Source organism: Halobacillus faecis (assembly GCF_007991335.1).
In the GTDB taxonomy this organism is placed as follows: Bacteria; Bacillota; Bacilli; order Bacillales; family Halobacillaceae; genus Halobacillus; species Halobacillus faecis.
Genome location: NZ_BJYD01000026.1, coordinates 119797 through 146125 on the forward strand (window position 1 = coordinate 119797; position 26329 = coordinate 146125).

The window sequence follows — 26329 nt, forward strand, 5'->3', positions numbered from 1 at the left end:
CTAGCTTACTCTTTCTGGTCAAGGATAGAGGAATGATCCACTTCAAAGACCAGTTTTCCATTCTCTTCTTTAAAGGTTTCTTCCGGCATATCACGGGTCAACTGGAAGAAGATTTTCTTCGTGTTATACGGGTTTTCCGTCAGGGAAGGACGAGCTTCACGGATTCTCATCGGCAGAATTTCAAAGCGACCTGTCCCGTCTTCCTGAAGGTCATATTGAACGAGAGCACTGTCCCTCGTTCTAGACCAGCCCTGGTCGAAAATGAAGTTCCCTAAGCTATAGAAAATGACGGAATCCTTATAGACTTCAACAGGAGACAAGACGTGAGGGTGATGCCCGATGATGACATCTGCTCCTGCATCAACAATAGCCTTAGCCATATCACGCTGTCTTGGATGAGGTTCGTTGTCGTACTCGGCTCCCCAGTGAACATGGACCATGACCATATCCGCATTGGACTCTGCTTCTTTAACTAATGGAAGAAAATCTTCAGGGTCCGCTTCCGCCACACCCGCACGATACTTCAATGCAGGCGAACCTGCTACAGGAACATCATTGATCCCAAGCGTTGCGACGGTCAGTCCTTTGACCTCCTGATAATCAATCGTCTGGGCTTCTTCAATGTTCTCCCCGGCCCCTACATAGGAAAGACCTTCGTTTTGCATTGTCTTGATGGTATCCTTCAACCCTTTTTCTCCATAGTCCATCGAGTGGTTGTTCGCCAGGTTGACGTTGGTGAAGTTCATGTTCTTCAACGTTGTTACAGGACTTTCATCCGACTGCAGGTGAATCGATTTATCAAGAAGGGTGTACTCTTCTTCTGAACTGAGGGTCACCGCATTTTCAAAGTTTCCCGTGACATAATCCGAAGACTGGAAGTAAGGAGCTACTTTTTCAAATAAGAAAGGTGTCCCGTTCTTCTCAATCACATCCGTGACGTGCCTGCCGAACATCATATCGCCTACAAACGTAGCTCGGAATTCGGACGTGTTCTCTTCAGCCTCAGGAACCGGCTGTTTGTAAAACGTTTCAAAGCCTGCGATGAAGAGGAATGTAATCAGTAACCCGATCCATACGTGCTTGTTCGTCGACTTCTTATCTTTTTTAATTCTTGTGAGTATCTTTTCTTGAAAAGTTAATTTCTTAGACATTTGTGATCCATCCTAAATGAGGTAGTATAACGTCATAATCAAGAACGTAAGACCACTGAGAAGCAATGTACTTGCGGTTGTGATAACAAGCCCTTGCTTCTGCATCGTATTAGCGATCAAACCAGGTACAATAACACCGATCCCTCTGAATTCCATGATTTCAAATGGAACAATAGGATAAAAGAAATCAAACAGTAGTTTCAATACAATTCCTGTACTGAGCATAGCGGCGAACTTTCTTCGACCGTACAGAATCGTAAACCTTGAAACACCATAGGTTACAATGACATAAGTTAATAAACTTAAGAAAAACACAACAGCCACGAATATCGGCTGGTCAAATACTAATGCCAAGTACCCCGGTACAACGAGACCTGCAGGGAGCACCCCTGTTTTTTCTGCAAATATTAAACTGAGTATAATTCCAAGTACAAGAGAGATATATAAATCAGAACCGAACATTTAATGTTTTCCTCCTAGCTGACATTGGGTTGAATTTTATAATCTTGTAGTCTTTCAATCATCGGTTCCGCAGCTCCGTGAATGTTCCCCACGCCATAAATGACACGGTCTTTCATCATGCCGGACAGCACCTCAATGATTTGATCCGTCGTCTGCCCTTCAAGATCAAGCAGGTTGTCGACTTTAATTTTTCCTTCTTCTACAGCCGTTACAATCGGTTCGGTCGTTTCACCAATCAAAATAAGGGTATCAGTAGGAATATAAGGAAGAACATCTTCTGCGAACTGCTCTGTTCGATCGACCCGGTCTTCCCGGCAGTTCATGATAACGATAGGATTTTCTGTCGGGTAGCCTAAAAATTCGACCCTCTTCCAAATGTTGATCGTTGACACCGCGTCATTGGCTGCAAATCCATTGACGAAATAAGAAGGACGTTCGTAATTCCCCATTGGGAGAATTCTCATAGCTCCCGGGTCGGGCTGTGCATTGAGCATGCCGCGATAAGCTGTGTCTTCATCAATTCCAATCGCCTGGGCAACACCCAAGGCAAGCGACGCATTTTCAGGGAAGACCATGTACTCGAACTTCCTTAAGTAGGAGTCTGGAATTTTACTGTTATCCGCGACAATCACCTCTGTATTTCTCTTCGCTGCTTCCTCTTTATAGAAATCAACGTAAGGGCCTTCCGAAATGATGAGGTGCCCATTATATGGAATCGTTGCCGTAAAGGATTCCGCCACTTCATCCAGTGTCGGTCCCAAAACATCCATATGGTCTTCGAGTACGTTAACGATGACACCAATGTTTGCCTGGAGCATTTTTTCCTGGAAGGTCACTTGATAATCAGGGTTTACCGCCATACATTCACTGACGAGTGCCTCTGCGCCCCGATCGACCGATTCTTTGACGACCATCCGCTGTTCACGGATATTCGGTCCTTCAGGGCGACGTTTAATCGGTAATTCTTCGGGCGTATCCCAAAAGATCATTCTGGCTGATGTTCCTGTTGTTTTGCCTATTGTTTTATAGCCCGCTTCTTTCACAATTCCAGTGGTTAACCGTGTGACCGTGGACTTTCCCCGTACACCGTTAATGTTCACCCGAATAGGAAGAGCTTCTATATTCTTCTTATGCTGGCGCCATTCATAGAGGCCAATCATAAGAATCGTGATCAACACAATAGGAATTAATAGCATGTGTGTTCACTTCCTCTTCTCGTTTTCTATTAAGCTTCACATAGTATAAGTTAGTCGAGTATATTCGACAACCGTATAATCGAATATTTTACAAAAAAAAACATCTGATGATGTCTGAAACTAGTAAAATTTACCCGATTAAAAAAAACACTGGTAATAAAATACCAAACAACCCTGGTAGTGTAAAGCACTTGTAAACGTTTTATTAGAAAAGATATACAATTTTTCGACCTCTACCCCAAGATTACGCTTACAAGTTACATCTCCCTCGTGATTTCCAAATAATCAGAACTATAACTTTATAAAACTACAAAAACCACGAAATTTCTACCATTTTTTTCATAGTTTCATGTATAATACAAGCATATCTGACCCAGGAAGAAAGGCGGGAGCAAAATGAATGTAAAAGTTATGCTTTTACTCGTTGCCGGTGTATTAATTATCGGGGGCGGCACTTTTTTTACATACCAGGCCGTCGGGGCCAACTCGATCGACAGTACGTATCAAAAAGCTGTGGAGGCTTATAAGGAAGAGTCCTACAAAGAAAGCGCTGAACTATTCGAAGCGGTTATAAGGAAAGAACCGGGACATGTCGATGCAAGACTTGGACTTGCAGACGTCTACATCGCCATGGGCGGACATGAGCAGGCTGTTCAGACACTAACAGAGGGTTTTTATGAAACTCCTGATGAGGAGCGCATTTATCTCCGTCTTGCTGATATCCATTTCAGCGAGAACGATGCACGCAAGGGTTACGAAGTACTCCAAAAAGGAATGGAGCTTTCCCCTGGGGAAACTCAGGAGATTCAAAAAGCTATGAAAGAATTTGAGGATAATCTCTCTATCCAAGCTGAGAGGAAACGAGTTCAGAAAGACCATTCCATGGAACTGGCGTTAACATGGGAAAATCCGAAGGGGGAAGCTACCCCATTGGAAGCTGACTGGTCAATCGAGAACGAAAACACTAGCGAGCTCCAAGAGGGAACAAAAGAGGTGTCTCTTCAGGCTGCGCAGCTTGGAGAGGTTGAAGTGTCTGCGGCTTTCGGTTCATATAAGAAGATTGTAACCATCGAGGTCGTTCAACAATTGCTTCACAGCATCGAAGTCACTCCTGAAGAAATTGATCCGTTATCTATTGGAGAGTCCGTGGAGCTGACTGTCAAAGGTTTTGATGCAGATGCTAACGATATGGAAATCAAACCAGAGTGGTCGATTGCGAAAAGCTTATTTGACATCAATATTCGCCCGGACCAAACCGCTGTACTGACAGCACAGGAAGAAGGGAAAGATACACTAACCATTAAGTTTGAAGATTTTGAAGAACAAATGGATGTGTTTGTAGAAGGCGCAAACAAATATATTCAAACAAAAGTGGATGGACAAGGAGTCGTAACTGTTTTTCCGAATAAAGAAAACTACACGCCTGGAGAGGACATCAGCATAGAAGCAAGCCCTGCGACAGGATATGAATTTGTCCGGTGGGAAGGGGATGTATCGGGAGCCAGCAATCCACAACATATGACCATCGAAGATCATATGCGTGTCACGGCCGTGTTCGAACCGATTAAGCATAATCTTGCCCTAAGCAAAGAAGGGCAGGGAGATATTTACAGGGACACTTTAGAAACCACCTTTGCCCATATGGAGAAGGTTTCTCTCCGCGCCCGCCCAAAAGAAGGATGGACATTCGTAGGTTGGGAAGGGGCTCTTAATGACACAAACCCTAACCTTGTCATCGAGATGGATGCCGACAAAAGCCTACACGCTGTATTCAAGAAAAAAGAACAGCCGACAGAAAATGACGCAGATCCCGTTGATGAGTCTCAACCTTCTGAAGAACCGGAAGAGCCGGAAGCACCAGCTACTTACCAGTTGAATATCAAGAAGGATGGAGAGGGACACGTTCAAAAGAATCCTTCCGGAAGTCAGTTCAATAAAGGCACGAAAGTACAATTAACAGCTGTACCGGCAGAAGGATGGGTATTCAATGGTTGGAGTGGATCTGTCACACATTCCAGCACCAATCTATCGGTCACGATGAATGGAAACAAGACTGTCACGGCTCATTTCAAGAAAAAGCCTGAACCAAAACCTGAACCCGTAACCTATATGTTGAACCTTTCCGTGGTTGGAGAAGGAACCGTTCAAACCTCTCAACGTGAATACAAAGCCGGTCAAACGGCTCAAATCCAAGCGGTCCCGGCAGAAGGATGGACGTTTGTACGATGGAAAGGGAGTCATACGAGTACATCTGCCAGTGCTTCCATTCTCATGGATACGAATAAAGATATGATTGCCGTATTTGAAGAACAAAAAGAAGAGACGGCACCTGAATGAAACATTCATTTGAAAGCTCCCGTTTATGAAACGGGAGCTTTTTTTATGAGATTCTGATCTTACGTCAACTAAATCCGCAGCAGACAGACGTCATGATTTGCTTTTTCTACCTCAGGGACCATTACTGAGAAACTTCATTTCCTTGTACATAGGTACTGGTAGACTTCTCGGGAACGTGATGAGTGACATACGTACCTGCGATAAAATCATGAATTGCTCGCTTATCCTCACGAATTCCCACCATACACGCACTGACGATCAGGCCAATTCCTAAAGTAGTCGCATAAACCAGGGTTCCGATAAGCTCTCGCAACAACATCTGCTTGATCCCTACCTCTGAACCATCCTTCTGTACTATACGAATTCCGGTTGCTTTTTTCCCTACCGTATACCCGTACCATACAATCGGCAGAACAATGAAATATACTGTGTTCAAAATATCTAGAGGGCTGTAATCTCTAAAGAACTCTCCATAAATGACATAAGTGAGCAGGGAGAAGATAACACCTAGGATAATCCCATCCAGTAACCGGGCAGCAAAGCGTGCCCAAAACCCTGCAGGTTGTTTGATGTCCATGCTTCCATCTCCTTTTTCGTAGTTAAGGTGTATATACCACATTTTGGAATTTTTAGTCCTTTCCATATGGTCCCCTTATCACGCACCTAGGAAATGTAAAAGTACATATAATAATTCAATCCTGACTTAATATCCGTTATTGTGTGTGACTGACCTCCTGTGTGAGCTTCTTATCCTCTTACGCGCGCGTTTGAAATAAAAAAAGCGCAAGCCCTATTACAGGCTTGCGCTTTTCGATTTGTACTATCCGTTAATCCAATCGGTATGGAATGTACCTTCTTTATCAATACGCTGATATGTGTGCGCACCGAAGTAGTCACGCTGTGCTTGCAGCAAGTTCGCTGGAAGCTTGGCTGTACGGTAGCTGTCGTAGTAAGCTAGGGCACTTGAGAATGCAGGTACCGGTACACCGTTTTGAATCGCAAGAGCGAGTGTTTCACGAAGCTCTTTTTGATAAGAAACAGCGATATCCTGGAAGTAAGGATCGAGAAGCAGGTTCGTCAGGTTCTCGTCTTTATCGTAAGCGTCTTTGATCTTTTGCAGGAACTGGGCACGGATGATACAGCCGCCTCGGAAGTTCATCGCGATGTCTCCGTACTGTAGGTCCCATCCTTTTTCTTCGGACTGTGCACGCATCTGTGCGAAGCCTTGCGCGTAGGAGCAGATCTTGCTCATGTACAACGCTTTGCGAAGAGACTCGATGACTTCTTCTTTGTTTCCGTCAAATGTGACTTCTGGACCCGTCAGGTATTGGCTCGCTTTCTGGCGCTCTTCTTTCATCGCTGAAATGAAGCGTGCGAATACGGACTCTGTGATGATTGGGAGTGGGACACCAAGGTCAAGAGCACTCTTACTTGTCCATTTTCCTGTTCCTTTTTGACCGGCCGTATCAAGGATGACTTCGACAAGCGGCTTACCTGTTTCTTCATCTACTTTTGTGAAAATGTCTGCTGTAATCTCGATCAGGTAGCTGTCGAGTTCTCCTTCGTTCCACTCTTTGAAGACTTCATGAAGCTCTTGAGCAGAGAGACCAAGAACATTTTTCATGATGAAATATGCTTCACAGATCAACTGCATGTCACCATACTCGATGCCGTTGTGAACCATTTTCACGTAGTGGCCGGCACCGCCGCGACCCATGTAAGCTGCACATGGTGTGCCTTCAACGTTGGCTGCGATTGCGTCGAAGATCGGCTTAACCTCTGCATACGCTTCGCTTGGTCCACCTGGCATGATGGATGGTCCTTTACGAGCTCCTTCTTCCCCACCAGAGAATCCTGTTCCGATGAAGTGGATGCCTTTTTCTTCTAAGTAGGATGCACGGCGTTCAGTATCTTCATAGTACGTGTTTCCGCCGTCAATCAGCATGTCGCCTTCTTCTAAGTGAGGGACAAGGCTCTCGATCACTTTATCTGTCGTTTCTCCTGCTTTGACCATCATCAAAATTTTGCGTGGTTTTTCAAGGGAAGCGACGAATTCTTCAGCGCTGTAGGCACCAGAAATGTTCCCTGTATTCTCATCATTTCCGACCAGTTCGTCCACACGGTCTGTCCAGTAATCGTAGACAGACACTGTGTAGCCGTTGTCCTGGATATTAAGGGCAAGGTTCGCCCCCATAACTCCTAAACCGATGACTCCGATGTTCTGCTTATCCATGTTCCGATCAAATCCTTTCCATTCTATCTGTAAAAGTTTTTACCACCATGTATAGCCGTCTTCGTTCAAGAGCTTCTCAGCTGCTTCCGGCCCTTCGGATCCGGCTTGATAACCGTGAAGAGGGAGAGCATCGTTTTCGAACGCCTCCAAGATTGGCTGAACCCACTTCCAGGAAAGCTCCACCTCGCTCCAATGAGCGAAATACGTAGAGTGTCCCTGCATGGCGTCTTCCAATAGGTTTTCATAAGCCTCTGGTTGGGCATCCAGGTTTTTAGAGAAGTTGATGTACGCAGGTTCGAATTTCTCATTCGAATCGTCTTTCAAGTTGATGCGCAGTCCTACACTTTCGTTCGGATTGATTTCAATCATCAACAAGTTGGACACCGCACCAGCTGCATCTTCATCCGCCGCAACTTCGTTCTTAAACTCAATAATAATGCGTGTCGATTTTTTCTCCAGACGTTTCCCTGTACGGATGTAGAAAGGAATGCCTTTCCAATAATCGTTATCGATGTACAAACGAGCAGCGAAATACGTGTCGTTATTGGAGTTTTCCGCTACACCGTCTTCTTCTAAATAACCAGGAATCGGCTCTGCGTTCATTTCACCCGCTTCATACTGTCCACGCACGACATGTTTAGAAATTTCATCTTCCTCTACCGGGCGTAGCGATTCCATAATTGCTTTTTTCTTCTCTTCAATTTGTTTCGGCGTCAGTTTTTCCGGGTGGTGAAGCGCGGTCATCATCACTAGCTGAAGCAAATGATTCTGTACCATATCACGAATGGCCCCAGCCTTATCATAATAACCGGCTCTCGTTCCAACACCGACCGTCTCACTTGCTGTAATCTGAACGTTCGCAATCTGTTCATGGTTCCAGAGTGCCTTCAAAATCGGATTCGGACGAATCAACGATTCAAGGTTCTGCACCATCGGTTTTCCAAGGTAATGGTCAATACGGAAAATCTCTTCTTCTCGGAAAACTTTCGTAAGCTCTGCATTCAAATGACGGGCAGAGTGCAAGTCACTCCCGAATGGCTTCTCAACAATCAGACGCTTCCAACCGCTTGTATCTGTAATTCCATTCTCGTGAAGAGAGGCCGAGATCGGCTCAATCAACTTCGGTGCAACCGAAAGATAGAACAGACGGTTGTCTGGAATGGAGAGCTCACTTTCTCTTTCTTCAATAAAGGCTTTCAATCCCTGATAGGATTCATCCTTCATCGCATCAAAAATGAAATAACGGAAAGAGGATAGGAACTCGTCCAAGTTTGATTCGTCTACATCTCTTCTTGAGAAAGTTTCCAGAGACTCTTTAATGATGTTATGGAAATCTTCCTGCGTGTAAGGTCTACGTCCAAGGCCTACGACGGATAGGGAATTCGGCATTTTCCCCTCGATATATAAATTATAGAGAGCGGGATAGATCTTACGTTTCGCCAAATCACCGCTTGCTCCGAATAAAACAAACGTCATGTCGTCCATCATTTCTGCGGTATCGATTCCATGACTATTCATGTTGTGTTGGTCCATGATTCGTGTTACCTCCTGTACTTTTCAGCTTTTATTAGTATAAAGCATGAGTATCAAATATGTAAGTGAACAGGCTTGCGCCAGGAACACTGTTTTATTGTTTACCTCATTCATGACATTTATGAAATGTGTCTAAAATGTGTAGTTTGCCATGAAAATTATTTTACTGAAAATTCGGCTGTTTTTAAAGAGGCAACAGGAGGCACACAGTCCGCATCAGGCTTAATTTCAGCGATGTGAGAAACGTGACGCTTTGTATGTCGGCTATACTCTTAGTGTGAGCGTTTTCACTCTTATTTGCAATAGATTGAAAAAAATTTTCATATTATATTTGATTTAAACCCGTTCATTACAAAGAATCTGAACTCATAGGTACGCTTTCTTCTTACCAGTGTGAAACATCCTTAAAGTTTTCAATTCCTTTTATTATTTTCTTTTTTGCTCGTGTCTGCTTTCCTAACTAAGTAAATACATCCTTCAGCTAAAAGAATACCTGTGAAAGTGGCTGGAATGGAAAATTGTGCTATAAATACAAAACCATCGATGTGGCCATTTATATTTTCATTTGAATAAGTTAAAAATGCAAAAACACAACAGAGGTTAACACTGTAAATAAAAGAATGGTCTTAATTTTAAAAGCTCGTAAACGTAATAGCACACCCTGATTTTTTTCATACATTTATATTTTCTTTCACATAAATACGCCCTTCTTCTGTAATTGTACAACCCCGAATGCCTTTATTTACATCGATCCATCCTTTGTATTTCAAAGAATGAATGATTGATTTCACTTTCCCTTCTCCGATATGAATGCCTTTTTGCTTCAGTTCCTCCACAATCTTTCTCCTACCAATGCCAAATTTCTGGTAAACCACAAGCAGGACTTCCTCTTCTTCTGATAACATAAAAGAGTTGTCGGCTTTTCTATTTCCCTGATCCGAAGCACCTTCTCTCTTTATATACGCAGGTAGCTCCTCATAAGTTAGTTTCCCACTGACGGAACGCATGTTCACGATAAATTCCACCACGTTCATTAACTCCCGCACATTCCCCGGCCAAGGATGACTCTCAAGAAAAGAAATCGCCCCTTCATCTATGTACTGACTCAATCCATATACTTGTTCTTGTGCAAAATGATTCAAATAGTATTGAACAAGAGGAAGAATGTCTTCACGTCGTTCTCTAAGAGGAAGAGTTTCTATCGGCAGAATGTTGAGACGATAATAAAGATCTCTTCGAAATGTCCCTTCGCGTACCCGTTGTTCGAGGTCTTTATTTGTTGCGGCAATAATTCTTATATCGACTGGGACTTGTTCTGTTCCCCCAACTTTACGAACAGCTCCTTCCTGAAGAACCCGCAATAATTTCACTTGTAGCTCAAGAGGAGCATCACCAATCTCATCCATAAAAATCGTCCCTGTATGCGCCTCTTCAAACAAGCCTTTCCTTCCCCTTTTATGTGCTCCTGTGAACGCTCCACTTTCATATCCAAACAGTTCACTTTCTAAAATCGAAGAAGACAAGGCTGCGAGGTTCACAGCTACAAAGGGGCGCTTTGAACGAGCGGATTCGTTATGAATCGATTGAGCCAGGATTTCTTTCCCTGTTCCACTTTCCCCTTGTATAAGAATGGTTGAATGCCCCCGCGCCATTGTCTTGGCGAGGCCAATCATTTCTTTCATCGCTGGATTTCGCGTGTGGAGGTGCTCGAATTTATACTGCGCTGTGTAAGCATGTGATTTCAACTTCTTTCGCAACTCTCGATCCACCTGTTGGAACGTATCATAGTTTTCGACCTCTAATAAATACGTGATCACTTCGTCATGGTCTTCAATCTTCTCAACAGATGTAATTAACGTCATATCGCGCACATGTACAATATGATCTCTTTCTGAATAGGCTTCCGTTAACACAAAGTCATCACCGAATAAATCTTGTACACCAAACTCCTGCATCTCCCGCTCCTGAAAGATGTGTGTCATTTTTTCATTAAAATAAGTAATCTCCCCTGCTTCATTACAGAATAGAAGTGCTTTTGGGAACTTATCCAGGATGGTCGTAGTAAGGAAATTTGAGTAATCCAATCGCTGGTTCAGCGTTGATAGGTGTTTCGTCACGTTCATGATATCTTTCACATATTCAGCTGAAGCGAGCGAACCAGACGTCTCAAGCACCCCTAGCTCCACCAGCACCTCGGTGATTGTTGTGATATCCATCTGTCTCGTACCAATATCAATCACTTCCTGCACACGCTTTGGAATAAGGTGAGGCTCACCTGGAGTGATGGCGACCGGGCAGGGTGTGTACTCTTTCATCCCTGGAAAATAAGGATGATACGTGAATGAATCAAACCCATGCCGTTTCAGCTGATCAATGGCTTCCGTACAGCTCTCTTCTGTATCGTTCACAAGCAGGACGTTTTCGTTTTCTTTAATGGATAAAAGTGGCTCGATAAACTCGTATCGAAGCGCTCTTCTTGCGATGATGACTTTCTTAGCCGTTTGAACCTTCTCATAAACAAGCCGGTAAACCGTGACCCCGGTCAATACCACGACTTCATCGTCAAGCGTTTGTTCCATCCCTCTCTCTAAAGAGAAACCACGCACCTCCACTTCTTCCCCTAAATACCGGCGTAATTGTTCAACGACACTATGTAATGTATTCTCCCCTAATGAAATCACGCTGATTGTTCTCATAAGGTGCCTGCTCCTTCATGTGTTTTTCTTTAAGTATGAAAGAGCTCCCGAGCTTTGTCTAGTTTCCTAAACAAGGCTCGGGAGCTCTGATTTACTCAAACATTCCTTTTCTAACAATCTCTCCTTTATGAACGAACGATGTCCCGTTGATCAGGACATCAGATATGGATAGGTCTTCTTCATTCAACACCAACAAGTCCGCATAACTTCCCTGCTTGAAGTGACCGCGCTCTTTCAGTCCAAGACCTTGAGCCGGATTGGTTGTAAATGGCTTGATTGCGTCTTCAACGGATATCCTCTCGTCTTTTATAAGACTACGAAGTGCTTTTAATGTTGGTTGGAAGCCGGCTACCTTCATCCCTGTCAACTGTCCATCATCATTAAACACAGGCAAACTTCCATTTGCATCTGAACTGACGGTGATTTGGTCAATTTTCACTCCCTGATCTAATAAATGAAGCAGACTTTCAGCCGGAGTCAGGCTCTTCCCTTCGCCCTTCATTCCAACGTTCGAGGTGATATCCACAAGACCGCCCCGCTTGGCAAATTCTACAGAAGCCTCCAGCAGACCAGCTGTCCTATTCACGTGTGTGGGGCTGAATAAACTGATAGGCAGATCGGTTTCCTCAAGTATCCGATACAGCTGCTCATAATGCCCTTTTCCACTTCCCATGTGTAAATGGATAAAGCCTTTCTTTTTGGCAAGCATGGAAGACACACGCACATAGGATGCAAGCCGTTTCAATTCTTCCGACGTAATATAGGAAGAACGATGGTCTTCGATGGCGAGCTTTAACCCTAGAACCTCTTCTATAAATAAAAGATCTTCCCGAACTTCCCCTGTAATGGTGTTTGAAGGGTACCCATAGCCTCCGGTAAGCATATAAGCATTTAACCCTTCTTCCCGTAGGGCCTTGGTTTTCGCTAACAGGTTCTTTGGCGTTCTCCCAACATCGTTCGTACCGAGCAGCCCCACAACGGTGGTGATTCCACTTTCGACCACGTGACTTAACTGAACCTCCGGTGTACTCGAGGCGAATCCTCCTTCACCTCCGCCACCGGTTATGTGCACATGACGATCGACGATGCCGGGCATAACGATCGTATTTGAACGATCGAGAACGTCCACCTCCACGCCTGTTACTTGGATGGAGTCATTGATTTCTACGATTTTGCCACCAGCAAGAAGAATGTCCTTCTGGCCAATGGATTGTGGTGTATAGACTTGAGCATTTTTCAATAAACGAAGCACGATAGGTCCCTCCAGCATCTATTTAACTTTGTATAGTGGTTGATCATGGTAGTCTTCTACAGGATTTTGTTTAGACGGAGTAGTACGTTCAATGGAGAACCCTGTAAACCCGAAGATAATGGCAAAAATAAATCCGACGTAACACATGATTGCCCAAGGTAAATATTCCATGACCGGCACGCCTAGTGTCGTGGACATGTAAACTCCGGCTAATGACCAAGGTACGATTGGAACGACCACTGTTCCTGAATCTTCTAGTGTACGAGATAAGTTCTTCGCATGAAGGCCACGTTCCTGGTACACCTTCTGGAACAACTCACCCGGAACCAGGATGGACAAGTAAGAGCTTCCTGTCGTAATCGCCATCGTTAAACAAGAGAGAACCGTTGATAGAATAAGACTACCCGTTGATTTCGCAACATCATTTACTTTTTCAAGAACCACTTCAAGAGACCCTGTCTTACTTAAAACCCCAGCAAAAGAAAACGCACAAAAAGCAATCAGCGTCGTACCCATCATTGATTCCATTCCCCCGCGGTTTAATAGCCCGGAAACATCCTCGGAGATAGTAGACAGAGAAGATGCGCCACCCATCATCGTCACATCAAACCCACTCACACTTGCTACGAAAGCACTCTCAAGCGTTACGCCCTGCATCGTCACACCAATGACAATAGCCGTTACTACGGAAGCTAACATAACAGGAATGGTAGGAAACTTCATGATCGACCCAGCAAGAACGATAATCACCGGAAGAATCAAAAGAAGGTTCCAGTCATATAAAGCATTCAGCGTCTCCGTCATCATCGCTAGTTTCTCATCAGCGTCAGCTCCACCTCCAGCAGCTCCGCTGCCAGCGATAACGTAAATGATCAATCCGACCACAGCAGCTGGGATCGTTGTATAGAGCATATGTTTGATATGTTCATATAAATTGCTCCCAGCAGCCGCTGGAGCTAGATTCGTTGTATCTGATAATGGAGACAGTTTATCGCCAAAGTAAGCACCAGCCACAACAGCACCAGCTGTCATCGGAAGGGAAACGTCTTGCACGAGGGCAATCCCCATAATCGCAACACCCATGGTACCTGCTGAGCCCCAGGAAGTACCTGTAAAGACAGAAACAACAGCGGTAACGACGAACGCCGTGACAACTAAAAATTCAGGATTAATTAATTTCATTCCGTAATAAATCATGACAGGAATAGTCCCGGAGACCATCCACGTCCCGATTAGAATTCCAACTGTAATCAAAATCAAAATCGACGGCAAGGCTTTTGCTGTGGTTTCGACAATGCCCTGCTGCATTTCTTCCCATTTCACTCCAACTTTCAGGCCTACGAGAGCTGCAATAATCGCTGCAATAATAAGAAGCGGCTCTGCCTCCATATGGAATACCCCATATCCGATACCTAACAGAAGCAGCATCGATACGATTGGCGTAATGGCTAATAAGAAACTCGGTTTTTGTTTCATCCCTTTTCCCCCTCAAAATTTTTTAACGCATATCTACATACATGCAATTTTTATGCCAACTTAAAAATAACAGAATTTTTCGACGTAAATAGAGTTTATCAGATTTTCCTCTTCATATTTATAGGGACAGAACGGGATACAATTGGGATCTATATCACTTATATCCCACCAAAATCAGACACACAGGAATAGACTTTATGCATCTTTAATTTCTCATGAATGGAAGGAAACTAATTTTTGGATGACCAGGTCTTACATTTTTATCCATAAATCCACTCTGAAAACTTGATGGTATTTTCTCATAAGAAAACACCTTCACAATTGTCAGTACAACTGTAAAGGTGTTCCATTAAAGGTTATTGTCCCATGTATTTACACGAGAACTTTCTCTCACATTTACGTTTCATAAAGGGTAACAATGCGCTCTAGGAGAACGTTGCTATCATTCTCTTTTGCTGCGGCTTCCCCTTTTTCAATCATCGATTCTCGTAAATCCGGCTCTGTGAGAACACGCTGAATTCCATCTCTCAATGAATCTGCATCTTTCGGCTCAACAAGAACACCGGTCCCATCGCGTAGCAGATAGGAAAGCCCACCTACATCTGACCCGACGACTGGTGTATGGCAGGACATCGCCTCAAGAGCGACGAGTCCGAATCCTTCAATATGAGAGGGCAGGACGAAAACGTCAGCCGCTGCCATCCATTTAGCCAGCTGTGCTTGATCTTTCGTACCATGGAAATGAACGGCTTCCTTGTACTCAGGACGTATCGATTGCTTCAATTCTTGGAGAAAGCTTTCATCTTTCACACTGCCAATGAAATGAAGCTCGGCTTTCTCTACATTCAAGTCTTGAAACGCTTGTAAGAGTTCCTGAAGTCCTTTTGCTTTAATATGGTTGCCGACGAAAAGGATGTGCTTCTTGTCTGTGGAGAGCTGCAACTCTTTTTTCGCTTCATTCGCATTGCGCGGTTGGAAGACATCACGGTCGACTCCCATATTGATAACCGATACTTTCTCTGCCGGGACTCCGAATTCACCCGTCACTTCCGACTTTAAAGCTTCTCCGACCACAATGACAGCGTCCGCTTCAAGTAGAATCTTTTCTGTCGCTTTGCGGATCAACCCGCCCTTTTTCGCCATTTGGTCCAAATCACCGCCATGGGATGTGACGATCAGCTTGGTTCCGAACAACTTTTTGAAAAAGAGAGCGGGGAGACCGCTCGGGAAAATATAATGTGCATGAACGACGTCATATTTTCTACCTTTCGTAAGAAGGGCGAATAGGATTTTCACAAACCACAAGGCATATTTTCTTAAAAGGTTCAGCTTTCCGGAACGATTGTCCTTATTTACAGCGGTATCGATGTGAAGGCCTTTCTGTTTTAGAGCTTCGACTTGGTTCTTCACGAAGATGCCGTAGGTCGGTGTTTTCCGGCTTGGATACATATTGCTGATGACCAGCACGCGTTTACTCATCTTCCTCCCCCTTACATGTCGTGTTCATGCTCGGACCTCATATTCAAGAGATACCCAAGCATCGCGAAGTAGAAGATCGTAAAGGAATCGCCTTCCCAAATGTTATACACCATTCCAGCTGCATACGCTCCAATCAGGACAGCAAGTAGGAATGGAGCAAGCAGGGTTACGTTTCTGCGTTTCCAAATCAAATACAACATATTCAATAGGAAGATGGCGAACAGAACGACACCCACGATTCCTGTCTGGGTGATCACCTGGATATATTGATTATCTGAATAAAATTCCCTGTCGATGTTGTAGTCATCGTAGATCGGGGATCCAAAACTTAACGTCGCCCCATCACCGAAGGTCGCAAATCCGGTTCCGATAATCGGGTGATCAAGGAAGATTTCAAATCCTTTATTAACAATCCATAATCGGCCGGACTGACTGCTCTGTTCACGGGTTTCTTTATCGAACGTCGATCCCATGCGATCACGGAAACTTCCTTCACTGTCGTCATACTGCGACTGGCGTTCTTTGCTTTCCTGTCCGAAATTCGTATTTTCGACAATGGATGTGCCGACACTGACTGGAACGGCAACCAGCACGATACCAGCTACAAGAGCAAGGAGCATCGGTTTCAGGAAATTCCATGTCCTTGTCACCAACAAATAGATGAGCAAAGCGACACCGAAGGCAATCCATGTTCCTCGTGAGTACGTGAGAGACCATACGCCAAACATGAGCGCAATGCTTACATAAAGGAATGTGCGCCATTTTCCTGTGAAGATCTCTCGGAAGTAAAGCACGAGAACAACGGCAAAACTCAAGTAATAAGAAAGAACATTGGGGTTTCCGATCATGCCGTAGATGCGGATTCTATTTTTCGAAGACAGCGGCATGTTCTCCCAGCTCTCTGGAAGCAGCCAGCTTCTTAATGAAAGCTTCTCAATGATTCCGTGAATACTGACCATAAGAGCTACAATCAGCGTCGTGAAGATGAACTTACGAATATCTTCTCTTGTGATGTGCAGCCTTCTGACAATATAGAAAACGAGATAGAATAGAAGAATTCCACGAATCTGGAAAATGATTGCGACAGGAGATACGCCTGTAATCAATGCAGAGACGGCTCCAACACCACAAAACGCGAAAAAGGCATATTCAAACCAGTAAAAGTCGAACAGCTTCTTCCAGTCTTTCCGGTACATGATTAATATCCGGAATAATAGAGCGAAGATAATGATGTCCCCGATCCCTTTCAATGTCGGGTTGAATTCCAATAAGAACGGACGGACCGGGAAATACATGAATAAAATGATCAATGAATTCTTCGGCTTAAATATCGCATAGGCGGCAAAAGCCAGCATAATCGCTAGATCGAGAATCGTCACATCCACGTAGGCGCCTCCGATAAGGAGCAGGAGCGTCAATGGAACGAAGTAAAGTTTTTTGATATCAATTGGCATGCGGTGCACCTCTTTTCTATGTTGAAGGGTTTGACGTTTTTCGGTACAAATCTTTCTTCATGGCGTAATTCTTAAAAATCGCCCATAATAATGTATCGGTCCTGTTGACCTGTTTGAAGCTTCGTGGGAAATTGTATTCCATCTTCTCCAACGTTTCGCAGTGGTTAATGAAACCACGGCGGTCCCATTGGACAAAACCTTCTGCTGTTTGAACATTCGGTTCAGCCAGCTTCCCTTTGTATTGATTCAGTCTGAGAAAACCATCGAAAGCGATCGCCTGAGAGTCAAACACCTCTGTCGCTTCGACTTTTTTCGCATGTTGGGCCGATGTATCGACAAGAACATTAATGGCACTCGGTGGGAACGCACAGTTGATTTCGTACATGCGAATGTTCCCTTTGAAGTTTTCCATCTCCTTAAGCGTATCGCTCAGAAGTTTCGCTGTAGCCGTATGATCTACATGCGCATCGATATACGGTGTACAGTAGATAAGTTCAGGCTGGATCGTGTTGATTTTCTCTTTCAACAGTTCCATGCTTTCTCTTGTACTCTTCACTTGTCCATCCGGCTGGTTCATGTACGTGACACTCGCCAAACCAAGGATTTCCTGGACCTTGTCAATCTCATTGCGACGGAGAGCCATCAGCTCTTCCGCACTACGGTCGGAAACACTGCTGCCCCCGTCTGTGATGAACAGGCAATGGATGTTCGCGCCTTGTTCCGCATGCTGTCTCAGCGTCCCTCCTGGCCCGATCGTCTCATCATCCATATGAGGAGCGAGGACAAGCACATTATTTACTTTCTCATTTTTGACTGCTTCCATGTCCCCGCTGTAATGCCGGCCCAGAATTACGTTCGTGACCGGCGCATTGACGGGTCTTACAGCGTTCATGAGTAGTTCTTTTTTATTCATGAGACTCCTCCTTTCTTTTTGCGTCTTCGCACTTGATTCAATAAGAACAGAAAGGCATCCGCTTTTAATAGGAAAGCCGTTGTTGCAAAAGCGATTGCACCTACAATGGCTACGAGGATGATCTGGACAAGGTTCGGGAAGTTGCCGATTCCCTGCTGCAGCCCAAGAACCGCTCCACTCATGACGAGTGCTGCTGCTGTAATTTTGGTATAATCGATCGTGATGTACTTAAAGTCTAGTCCACCCACGAGTTTCACAAATACAATCAGGCAGGCCCCTGTATAGAAGAGAGCCATCAGAGATGCGGCAAGCGGGATCCCTAAGTACCCAAGCCATTCTGCGAAAATAAAGTTGAACACGATGTTTAATAGAATGGAACCGAGGCTGATGATCAAAATCAGGTGACCTTTTTTCATCGTATAAAAACCTTTGTTGATGATGTTATTCAAGCTGAAAAACAACACCGAACCAAAGTAAAAGTAGGCAACCTGAGATGTAGCAGCTGTCGCTGAATTGTTAAAGGCTCCTCGTTCATAAAAAAGCTCAATCAGATTCGGCATCAAAAGCATCATGCCGATGATCGCAGGCAGGAGGACGAGGTACATGGTTGTGAGGCCTTTCTCGATCCCTTTTTTAAACTGCCCTGTATCGTTTGTCGTAATCGCTTTGGATAACATCGGGAAGATGATGGTGGCAATGGTCACACCAAAAATCCCCTGAGGCATATGCACAAGGTTCTTCGCATAGTTGATATACGTGACGGCCCCTTCGCCTTGGTAACTGGCGAATATAGATCCGACCATCAGGTTCACCTGGCCAACCGCTACTGTCAATCCAACGGGCAGGAACACCCAGTAAAACTTCCTGACCTCAGGCCAATCCATCTTTTGTTTCAGTGACAGCGCCCTTTGCGGGATGACAATGAAGGACTTGAAGATCAAAGAGAAGATTGTTCCGGCCAGGTACCCGAAGGCCAGCGAATAGGCTCCGATTTGATTGGCAAACAGAAAAGCTCCGAGAATGGAACTTAAAATAACGATAATCTGGGAGACAATCGATAAGGCAAATTTGTTCTCCGCATCGAAAAAAGCTTCTAAAACGGAATTCATTCCGACAAATGCGATACAGGAGAAGAAAATCACCGTTACCCATGTCGCGATTTCTGTCGCTGGTTCACTAAAGTCCGGGTAGAATAGCCGGATCATCAGCGGGGCAAGGAGCATTCCGAGAATGGAAAAGACGAATGCTAATCCTGCTGTCCCTTTAAACACTTGTCCCAAATGGGATTTGCCGCGCTTTTCTTCTTTGGCATCGATATAACTGGGCACGAGTGCATTCTTCATCCCGTTCTGCATGAACAAAATCAGCATGTTCGGAATGATGAAGGCAGCCAGGTACGCATCGGCGATGTAACTGTCACCGAAGTAGTAGGCGATGACCATGTCACGGAGCAGTCCGGACACTTTAAGGATCAAGGTCGCGCCGATAAATAGTATACTTGCTAAGCCTAATTTAGATTTCAATTTCTAACCCTCTCTTATTGCAAAACCACTGGAGTAGAATGCTATGTATAACTATAGTCCATACTTTTCGATTTTACCATAACCTTAATGGAATCGTAATCGTTCGGTCATATCTTTTCCATTATCATACAAAACCACCACAACCATGCACCCACTCCGTATTCCCACGCCGCTCTAGTCTAAACCTTCTATTTACTATCTCCCCTGTAGTTTTTGAGAGTCTCTCTGTTATAGAGGACCTTGTTTCAAGACTTTTAATGAGTAGATAGGGCTTCGGGGAATGACTCGCTTCCCGCAGGAGTCTCGCCATTCCCCTCCGTCCTTTTGCCATATAAGCCCCTCGAAACCACTGACTGATAAGCCGTTTTCCAGCTTGAGATAGGTGCTGGAATTCAAACAACCAAACCAGGAGTATCGGTTGTGAGAGCTTTATAATCACGTCTATTACTTACCAAAGCCAGTTTATAAATCTGAAGATTAATAGTAGATAGAAAAAACGACCTTCGTGAGGAAGGCCGTTCTTGGGTGGTTAGCGGATTTTTAGGAGCTCATAAGCTGTGTCATCAGAAATGGCTGCGTCTCCGCCTAAGTAATATTGTTTCGGACTGATTGGCAGCCCCTGGATATACTTTCTAACACTTGATGGGACATTGTCCGTTCTTGTCAGAATGATTGGTGACTCATAGGAAGCTGCCATTGGAGAAGCTGCCAGGGCGTCTACAATCACTTGACCTCTTGCGAAAAATACATCTTCAATTCTTCGATCGTTGAAATAGCGATCGGCAATTTCAACACTTGTGCTGTAGCGATCGTCGCCGGATACACGCTCGACTTCACTCACTACAGATTTCAACTCTTCTTCCACCTTCTTGTGAACAGCTCCTGTTCCACCGATAATCGTTGCTTTTTCAACGCCATTTTCTTCGATGAACTTCACGATCTGGTCTTCCAGTCGATAAGGAAGTGTTATAAGAATCGGTGTGTTTTCCTGTCCTGCATACGATGCGATGGACAAAGCATCTGGAGAGGTCTCATCAGATGTCGTGATGAAAATTTCATCCACATTGATATTGCTGCTCAACTCATCAGCGACTTCATACGCCGTTTCAAATCGAGTTTTACCAGACAGACGGACGACATTGCCAGCGCCATATTCATTCTTCAATTGGGTTTCGACAGTAGAAGAAACTGCTGCTTCGCTTCCAAGCAGGTAAATCTTCGAAGGACCTATCCGCTTCAATTCTTTGTTCACCGTCTCAGGCAGTTCGTTCGTCTGAGTAAGAAGGAGCGGAGCATCGTAATAAGAAGCAAGCACGCTTCCTGTCAATGAATCAATTGGCAGGTCTCCGCGGCCGATCACGGCTACATCAGGGTTGTTCCAGTGCCACCCAAAGTTTGAAAGGGCTGCACTTGTTTCATATCGATTGATGCCTGAGAGGCGGTAAGCGTTCGGTTCGCGCTTTTTGGATAAATAGCTTGATGCCACATACCCTTTTACGCCACCCGCTGTTTCAACCGGGTACCACATCCAGTGCTGGGTATTGCTGTCTGATCCTACTGGAACATCTGTGATCGTCAACGCGTCCCCTTGGGACAGTCCGGTAACGACCAGACCATTCGGAGATTGACGGAGATTTAAACTTCCTGCTGTTACATAAACCTTCTCCCCTGGCAGGAAGTAATGCTTGGACTCGTGCACTGGTCCCTCTGTGTCTACATTATCGACACCGAAAGAAAGCAGACTATCTGAATCCGGGTTCAGTTTGTGTGTCGGGAATGGAGTCAGATTAAGCAAACCATAGCTCTTAATCCGGCTGAAAATTTTCTCCTGATATGCGATATATCCGTTCGCAATCGGGTCGTTCCTTTGAGATAAACCATTATAAGCGAGGATAGCAAAGTACCAGTTCTCAATCGCCTCTCTATCCCCACTGTTTACAGTTGGAATTAAGTCATGGTCAGCATAATTCCACTTCGTCTCAAGAATTTTCAATCCTTCACGGATATTGTAACGAATGTCTGTCGCCAGTTTCGTAATTTCTTCCTGACGCTCTTGATCATCCGTGATGAATCGATAGTCAGACACCTGCATGATGCCGATCCCGATACAATCATAGCCAAGTTTCAGGTTGGTTCCATCCCATGACATTCCACGGGTTTTCTCTTCTGTACATTGGCTTTCGTAATGTTCGACAGGCGTTCGATCCGGCCCCCAGTATTGCTGCCAGCCGCTTTCCTGGAAAGCGATCGCTTTGACAATTTCAGGAGGGATGTTGAAGTTCTTGGCTTCTTCTGTGAGCATGCGGTTAATCTCTGCATAGCTCGGGTTTTCATACTTCTCATCGACTTCTGTGCTGCTTTGGGTCGTGACAAGACTTTGAGCAGAAAACTTCTCCTGCCCTTCTTTTTTCGTCACTTCTCCTGTTCCAATGGTGTAGACATCATTCAACATCGCCGATGGCTCTGTACTGACGTCATCCTGATCATATTCAGGATAGGAGATTTCTAGTTGAGCTTCGTTAAAATCAATCGTAGCTCGATCATAACTTTGAGATTCATAGACTTTTTCTATTCCAGCCTGAGTGATGTCGTAAACATCAAAATACAAGCTGCTCGCCGATCCTCCGGCTCTATAAACGACAACGAGAGCTTCTTCACCGACATAATAGACATCCGTGACTTCAGCCAGTTGTTCTGTTTCTTCTATAACGGTTTGTCCATTTTGTTCAATCTGAATCGTCGTCTCCAGTTCATTCCTAACGACATTTACATCCGTCGTTTCATTCAACTGGATCGATTCTTTGCTCTCCTCTACGACCCATGATTCCGATTGTTCGGCATTGATCGCTGCAGGAAGCAAAAGACTTGTGGCTACTAACACGGAAGTTGAAGTAATCAATTTTCTTAACATTCATACCGTCCTTTTCATAGTTACTTAATATCTATCAATTCGGAGTTCATGGTGTACCCATTCTCGCCTTTGTCCTCGACTTTTTCTTTAATCAATCCATAGTCAGGGGCATAGTGGAACGTAGACCGGACTTCAGCTCCGGATGAATCCGCTTTTTCTATCTTCTGTACAACCAACACGTTTTCAAATTCACGTACGGGTGTAGACGTTGTCTGATTTTCATCTATGAGCTTAAATGAACTATCGGATTGGCTTGATTGCGTCACATCCATCAGCACATTTACCGTCTCCACCGGCTCGAATCCATCCAGCATGCTCGCTGTATCTTCCGGGTTGTACTCTTCATAGACAACGGAAACGGTACCTTCTGTCCACTCCAGGACTTGAAGGGTGACCATATCTCCGAATGTGATGACCTGTTGAACATAATTACCTTGGATGTCTACAATTTCGTAAACCGCTTCATATTCATCATTCTGCATAAACGTCTTCGTCATGGGCTCTTTTGGCATGTAGGCTTTCATACCAACGTTTGACGTCTGCTCTTCTTTTGTTTCTTCTTCAGAAGAAGTTTCATCCCCTGAAGCTTCGACCGTGTCTTCCTCTGGTTCTTCTGTTCCTTCGTCTGAATCTTCACTCGCTGCTGCTTCTCCGGAATCTGTGTTTTTTTCTTCCTCTGGCTCAGTAGAAGCTGTGCTTTCTTCCTGTTCCTTGGCTTCGTTTTCCTCTTCTGCTTTTTCAGTCTGCTGTGTTTCCTCAGCCTCTGCAGGTTCTTCTTCAAATTCTACAGCTGCTCCTTGGTCGGCCTGGTCAGTTTCCAGGCTTTCGGGATCCACCTCTGCTGCACAGGCGCTTAAAATAAAAGCGACGGACAGCATGATGGTTAACAGTTTCTTCATCGACACCTCTCCTTTGCTGTATCCAAGATGCTTTCTTATTTGAGGTAACCAGCGATTTCATCACGTTGAGCGTTGTCCACGACTCCGCCGATCACTTGGAGGTTTTGAACAACATTTTCAGCTCCATACCAGTTCAACGTTTTTTGAAGTTCTGGATTCAAGTCGTCTCCTACTAAAACGAGTGGCGCTTTCGTGCGGGCTGAAATGGCAGATGCCGTCAATGCATCCGGATAATTACGGCCGGTCGCTACAAGCATCGTGTTCGAACGCATGTCGTCTTTGAAATAGTCGATGGTAGCTGCTACAGTTTCGTAACGATTTATGCCAGACAAACGGACCACACGATCCCCACCGTTACGTTCAATCAATGTCTCTTCCACTTCTTCAGAAACTACCGCTGTTCCTCCAAGAATGGCTACTTCCTTGCCATGAAGAAACTGCAGACTTTCTTCCGTCATTTTCTCCTGGTCTGTCAAAACAATGGCCCATCCGTTAGCCGCTGCTACAGAAGATGCCTCTAGTGCATCAGGGAAACTCGTACTTGAGGCAACAAATACGCCCTCCACATCAGACAAACGTTGGTTAATTTCTAGATTGGATTGAATGCGATCTTTACCGGAAATACGTTCAACAGAAACGTGACTGCTTAGTTCATTTTGAACTTTTTCTGAGATGGCATTGGTTCCACCGAGAATGACAACTTTATTTGCCTTCAGTCTTTTCAGTTCTTCCACTACAGCAGGATCAAGACGGTCATCACGATTTAGTAGAATCGGTGCATTGCCGAGTTCAGCTGCCAATGGTCCTGCAGAAAGGGCATCTGCAAATTCAAACGCTGTCGCTAGAACAACGGTACGTTCGTCATCTCCATCAAAACCGTTCGGGTATAGACTCTTGGAGACTTCAATAGCCGTCTTGATTCGATCTTTCCCGGCTAGTTCAGATGTGTTGAATAGATACTGATAGTCAGAAGAGGTATTATCCCACAGGATTTCTTCAGTTGTACGGTTTCTGACCTTCGTATTCTTCCATTCTTCCGCATAGGCAATCGCTTTTTCCTCACGGTAGAACGTGTTCAATATACCTTTTTCTGAATGAACGACTTCGAAGTCTTCACTTAAATAATTGCTCCAGATCACTTCATCTTTTTCTTTGTCGAGGACAGCGGTATTTTTCCAATCTCCCGCGTAATCCAAGGCTTCTTCTAAACTATGGGTCTCCTTCAAGACGCCATGAGAAGGGTGACTTACTTCGTAAGCTTTGGCTAAGTAATCTGACCAGATCACTTCTCCCTGCTCGTTATCTACGACTCTTACATCATTGGAATTCTGCGCAAAGTCGACCGCTTCATCACGGGACATAAACAGGCGGTCCTTCGATTGATCCGTTTTATGATAAACGCCATATCGTTCACTCATATTTTCATAGATGATTTCCTGCTCGTACTTATCAAAAACATACGCATTTCCCATGCTTTCGGCATGGTTGATCGCTTCTTCTTTTTCAGCAGTCAGCTTGACTTTGCTGCCTTCGTGGTCGAATACTTCATAGACGCTGAAATAGCTGTCGACCGCTTCGGTCACGGATTGTACCGCTTTTTCCTGGAAGCTGTCCGTTTTAATAAGCTTTTCTTCCGTCGGGTTCGACATGTAACCGAACTCCAGCAAAGCTGCCGGCATGACAGCCTTTCTTGTTACATATAAATTACTCGGAACCATCCCTCGTCCTTCTCCAAGCGGTGTTCCATCGAGAATATGACGATGCATCGTTTGTGCGAGACGCTTACTTTCAGGAGCATATTCTATCTGTTCTGGAGACGGCGGATAGACCGAGTCCCTATTACTCATATCAAAATAATAGGTTTCATAGCCACTCATGTAAGGGTTCGATGGCAGTGCATTGGAGTGAAGGGAAAGGAAGATCGCATTATCATGATCGTTATTCGCTGATTGATCTGAAAAGTCGACCCTCGCCTGCAAATCTTCATGTAAACTATAGGCAAAATGGCTGTCTGTGGTGCGTGTCATATGTACGTTGTAACCTTTTGCTTTCAAAGCATCGTATAGTTTCTTTCCGACTTCCAAGTTAAAATGCTTTTCATAATAACCTGTAGATCCTCCAGAGTAACCAGTCGTACCTGAAAACCTTCCGCCGTGACCCGGGTCAATAACAACAGTCTTCTCTGCACTCGCTTCCGCAGCAGGATAAAGTACAAAGAGAGAAAAGAGCGCAAAGAACAACAACATATACAGTCTTCTCATAATAGCCTCCTAATAGGGTTATAAATTCTTAGTTTTCATGTAAGATCATCCAGTTGAAAAATGTTTCTCTCTTTTGCTTACCACCTCATATGTTTTATTGAATGCGCACGATGTTCTACTCGGGTTGTTTATGTATGTTTCAGTTTATTTTAGATCGGGTAGTGTAATTATAGGGTAGGAATGGACAGGTATGAATTAAAGGTAAAATTGAACAAGCACCCAATGGAAACATCACAAATTCTATCTAGTTTTTCAAAGATTATAAGAATCTCTTCCTATATGTAATATCGGACGATTCAAGTCGAATGTTGAACACACCCGGAAATTTTTATCATTTTATTAATGATGTGGTATGAATATGTCGAATTTAGTCAAACGAATTACAATATGTAATTATATATAACGAAAATGTAACTAACAACCGTTCCTTTGCTAACTTTTATTCATTTTCATGAATCCGTCCAAAAGTATCATGCCATTTCTGGAAAGATTGTACTAGATTCTCGTTGGTTGGGAATAAAGTAGATGGTTGGAATAAAGCACATACATACAC

Annotated in this window: 17 protein-coding genes; 1 reads left to right on the plus strand and 16 read right to left on the minus strand. The window is 44.4% G+C overall.

Translation table 11 applies throughout. The features are described from left to right. Nucleotides 1–5: 5 nt before the first annotated feature. From HFA01_RS14230 to pgsB, 3 genes are read right to left on the minus strand one after another with little or no spacing between them, the layout of a single operon-like run. On the minus strand, nucleotides 6–1151 hold the full coding sequence (locus HFA01_RS14230; protein ID WP_146817374.1) for a CapA family protein: 1146 nt from the start codon (nucleotides 1149–1151) through the stop codon (nucleotides 6–8). Between the two features lie 12 nt (nucleotides 1152–1163). Beyond that, entirely contained in the window at nucleotides 1164–1613 is a 450-nt protein-coding gene (gene pgsC / locus HFA01_RS14235; protein ID WP_146817376.1) for a poly-gamma-glutamate biosynthesis protein PgsC, read from the minus strand. A 14-nt stretch (nucleotides 1614–1627) separates the two neighbouring features. Continuing rightward, complete coding sequence (gene pgsB / locus HFA01_RS14240; RefSeq protein ID WP_146817378.1) at nucleotides 1628–2809, minus strand: poly-gamma-glutamate synthase PgsB; 1182 nt, start codon at nucleotides 2807–2809, stop codon at nucleotides 1628–1630. A 396-nt stretch (nucleotides 2810–3205) separates the two neighbouring features. Between pgsB and HFA01_RS14245 the strand changes: the two genes are divergently transcribed. Continuing rightward, entirely contained in the window at nucleotides 3206–5146 is a 1941-nt protein-coding gene (locus HFA01_RS14245; RefSeq protein ID WP_146817380.1) for an InlB B-repeat-containing protein, read from the plus strand. Nucleotides 5147–5267: 121 nt separating this feature from the next. On the opposite strand, the gene HFA01_RS14250 is transcribed toward HFA01_RS14245, so the two are convergent. The 13 genes from HFA01_RS14250 to HFA01_RS14310 all read right to left on the minus strand — a co-directional run bounded on the left by HFA01_RS14250 (nucleotide 5268) and on the right by HFA01_RS14310 (nucleotide 25776). Next, nucleotides 5268–5723: an RDD family protein gene (locus HFA01_RS14250; protein ID WP_146817382.1), complete on the minus strand. Its 456-nt coding sequence runs from the start codon at nucleotides 5721–5723 to the stop codon at nucleotides 5268–5270. A gap of 243 nt (nucleotides 5724–5966) precedes the next feature. Beyond that, nucleotides 5967–7379 (minus strand): NADP-dependent phosphogluconate dehydrogenase, encoded by a 1413-nt coding sequence (gene gnd, locus HFA01_RS14255; protein WP_146817384.1) that lies wholly within the window; start codon nucleotides 7377–7379, stop codon nucleotides 5967–5969. A gap of 39 nt (nucleotides 7380–7418) precedes the next feature. After that, nucleotides 7419–8864: a glucose-6-phosphate dehydrogenase gene (zwf, locus tag HFA01_RS14260; RefSeq protein ID WP_146817702.1), complete on the minus strand. Its 1446-nt coding sequence runs from the start codon at nucleotides 8862–8864 to the stop codon at nucleotides 7419–7421. A 719-nt stretch (nucleotides 8865–9583) separates the two neighbouring features. Next, a complete protein-coding gene (locus HFA01_RS14265) occupies nucleotides 9584–11608 on the minus strand; it encodes a sigma-54 interaction domain-containing protein (RefSeq protein WP_146817386.1) in 2025 nt (674 codons plus the stop codon). A 91-nt stretch (nucleotides 11609–11699) separates the two neighbouring features. Next, nucleotides 11700–12860 (minus strand): beta-aspartyl-peptidase, encoded by a 1161-nt coding sequence (gene iadA, locus HFA01_RS14270; protein WP_246139339.1) that lies wholly within the window; start codon nucleotides 12858–12860, stop codon nucleotides 11700–11702. Between the two features lie 18 nt (nucleotides 12861–12878). Next, nucleotides 12879–14336 carry a Na+/H+ antiporter NhaC gene (nhaC, locus tag HFA01_RS14275; RefSeq protein WP_146817388.1) on the minus strand — a complete coding sequence of 486 codons (1458 nt, stop codon included), beginning with the start codon at nucleotides 14334–14336 and terminating at the stop codon, nucleotides 12879–12881. Between the two features lie 396 nt (nucleotides 14337–14732). Then, the gene (locus tag HFA01_RS14280; RefSeq protein ID WP_174787835.1) at nucleotides 14733–15815 is read right to left on the minus strand and encodes a glycosyltransferase; all 1083 of its coding nucleotides are present in this window, start codon (nucleotides 15813–15815) and stop codon (nucleotides 14733–14735) included. A gap of 11 nt (nucleotides 15816–15826) precedes the next feature. Then, a complete protein-coding gene (locus HFA01_RS14285; protein ID WP_146817390.1) occupies nucleotides 15827–17269 on the minus strand; it encodes an O-antigen ligase family protein in 1443 nt (480 codons plus the stop codon). A 16-nt stretch (nucleotides 17270–17285) separates the two neighbouring features. After that, nucleotides 17286–18182, minus strand: a complete 897-nt coding sequence (locus tag HFA01_RS14290; RefSeq protein ID WP_146817392.1) for a PIG-L deacetylase family protein — start codon at nucleotides 18180–18182, stop codon at nucleotides 17286–17288. Beyond that, nucleotides 18179–19705, minus strand: coding sequence for a murein biosynthesis integral membrane protein MurJ (murJ, locus tag HFA01_RS14295; protein WP_146817394.1), 1527 nt, complete (start codon nucleotides 19703–19705; stop codon nucleotides 18179–18181). The genes HFA01_RS14290 and murJ overlap by 4 nt, the downstream gene beginning before the upstream one ends. A gap of 529 nt (nucleotides 19706–20234) precedes the next feature. Then, nucleotides 20235–22616 carry a cell wall-binding repeat-containing protein gene (locus HFA01_RS14300; RefSeq protein WP_146817396.1) on the minus strand — a complete coding sequence of 794 codons (2382 nt, stop codon included), beginning with the start codon at nucleotides 22614–22616 and terminating at the stop codon, nucleotides 20235–20237. A 20-nt stretch (nucleotides 22617–22636) separates the two neighbouring features. Further along, nucleotides 22637–23515 (minus strand): DUF4050 domain-containing protein, encoded by an 879-nt coding sequence (locus HFA01_RS14305; protein ID WP_146817398.1) that lies wholly within the window; start codon nucleotides 23513–23515, stop codon nucleotides 22637–22639. A gap of 35 nt (nucleotides 23516–23550) precedes the next feature. Then, the gene (locus tag HFA01_RS14310) at nucleotides 23551–25776 is read right to left on the minus strand and encodes a cell wall-binding repeat-containing protein (RefSeq protein WP_146817400.1); all 2226 of its coding nucleotides are present in this window, start codon (nucleotides 25774–25776) and stop codon (nucleotides 23551–23553) included. Nucleotides 25777–26329: the final 553 nt, after the last annotated feature.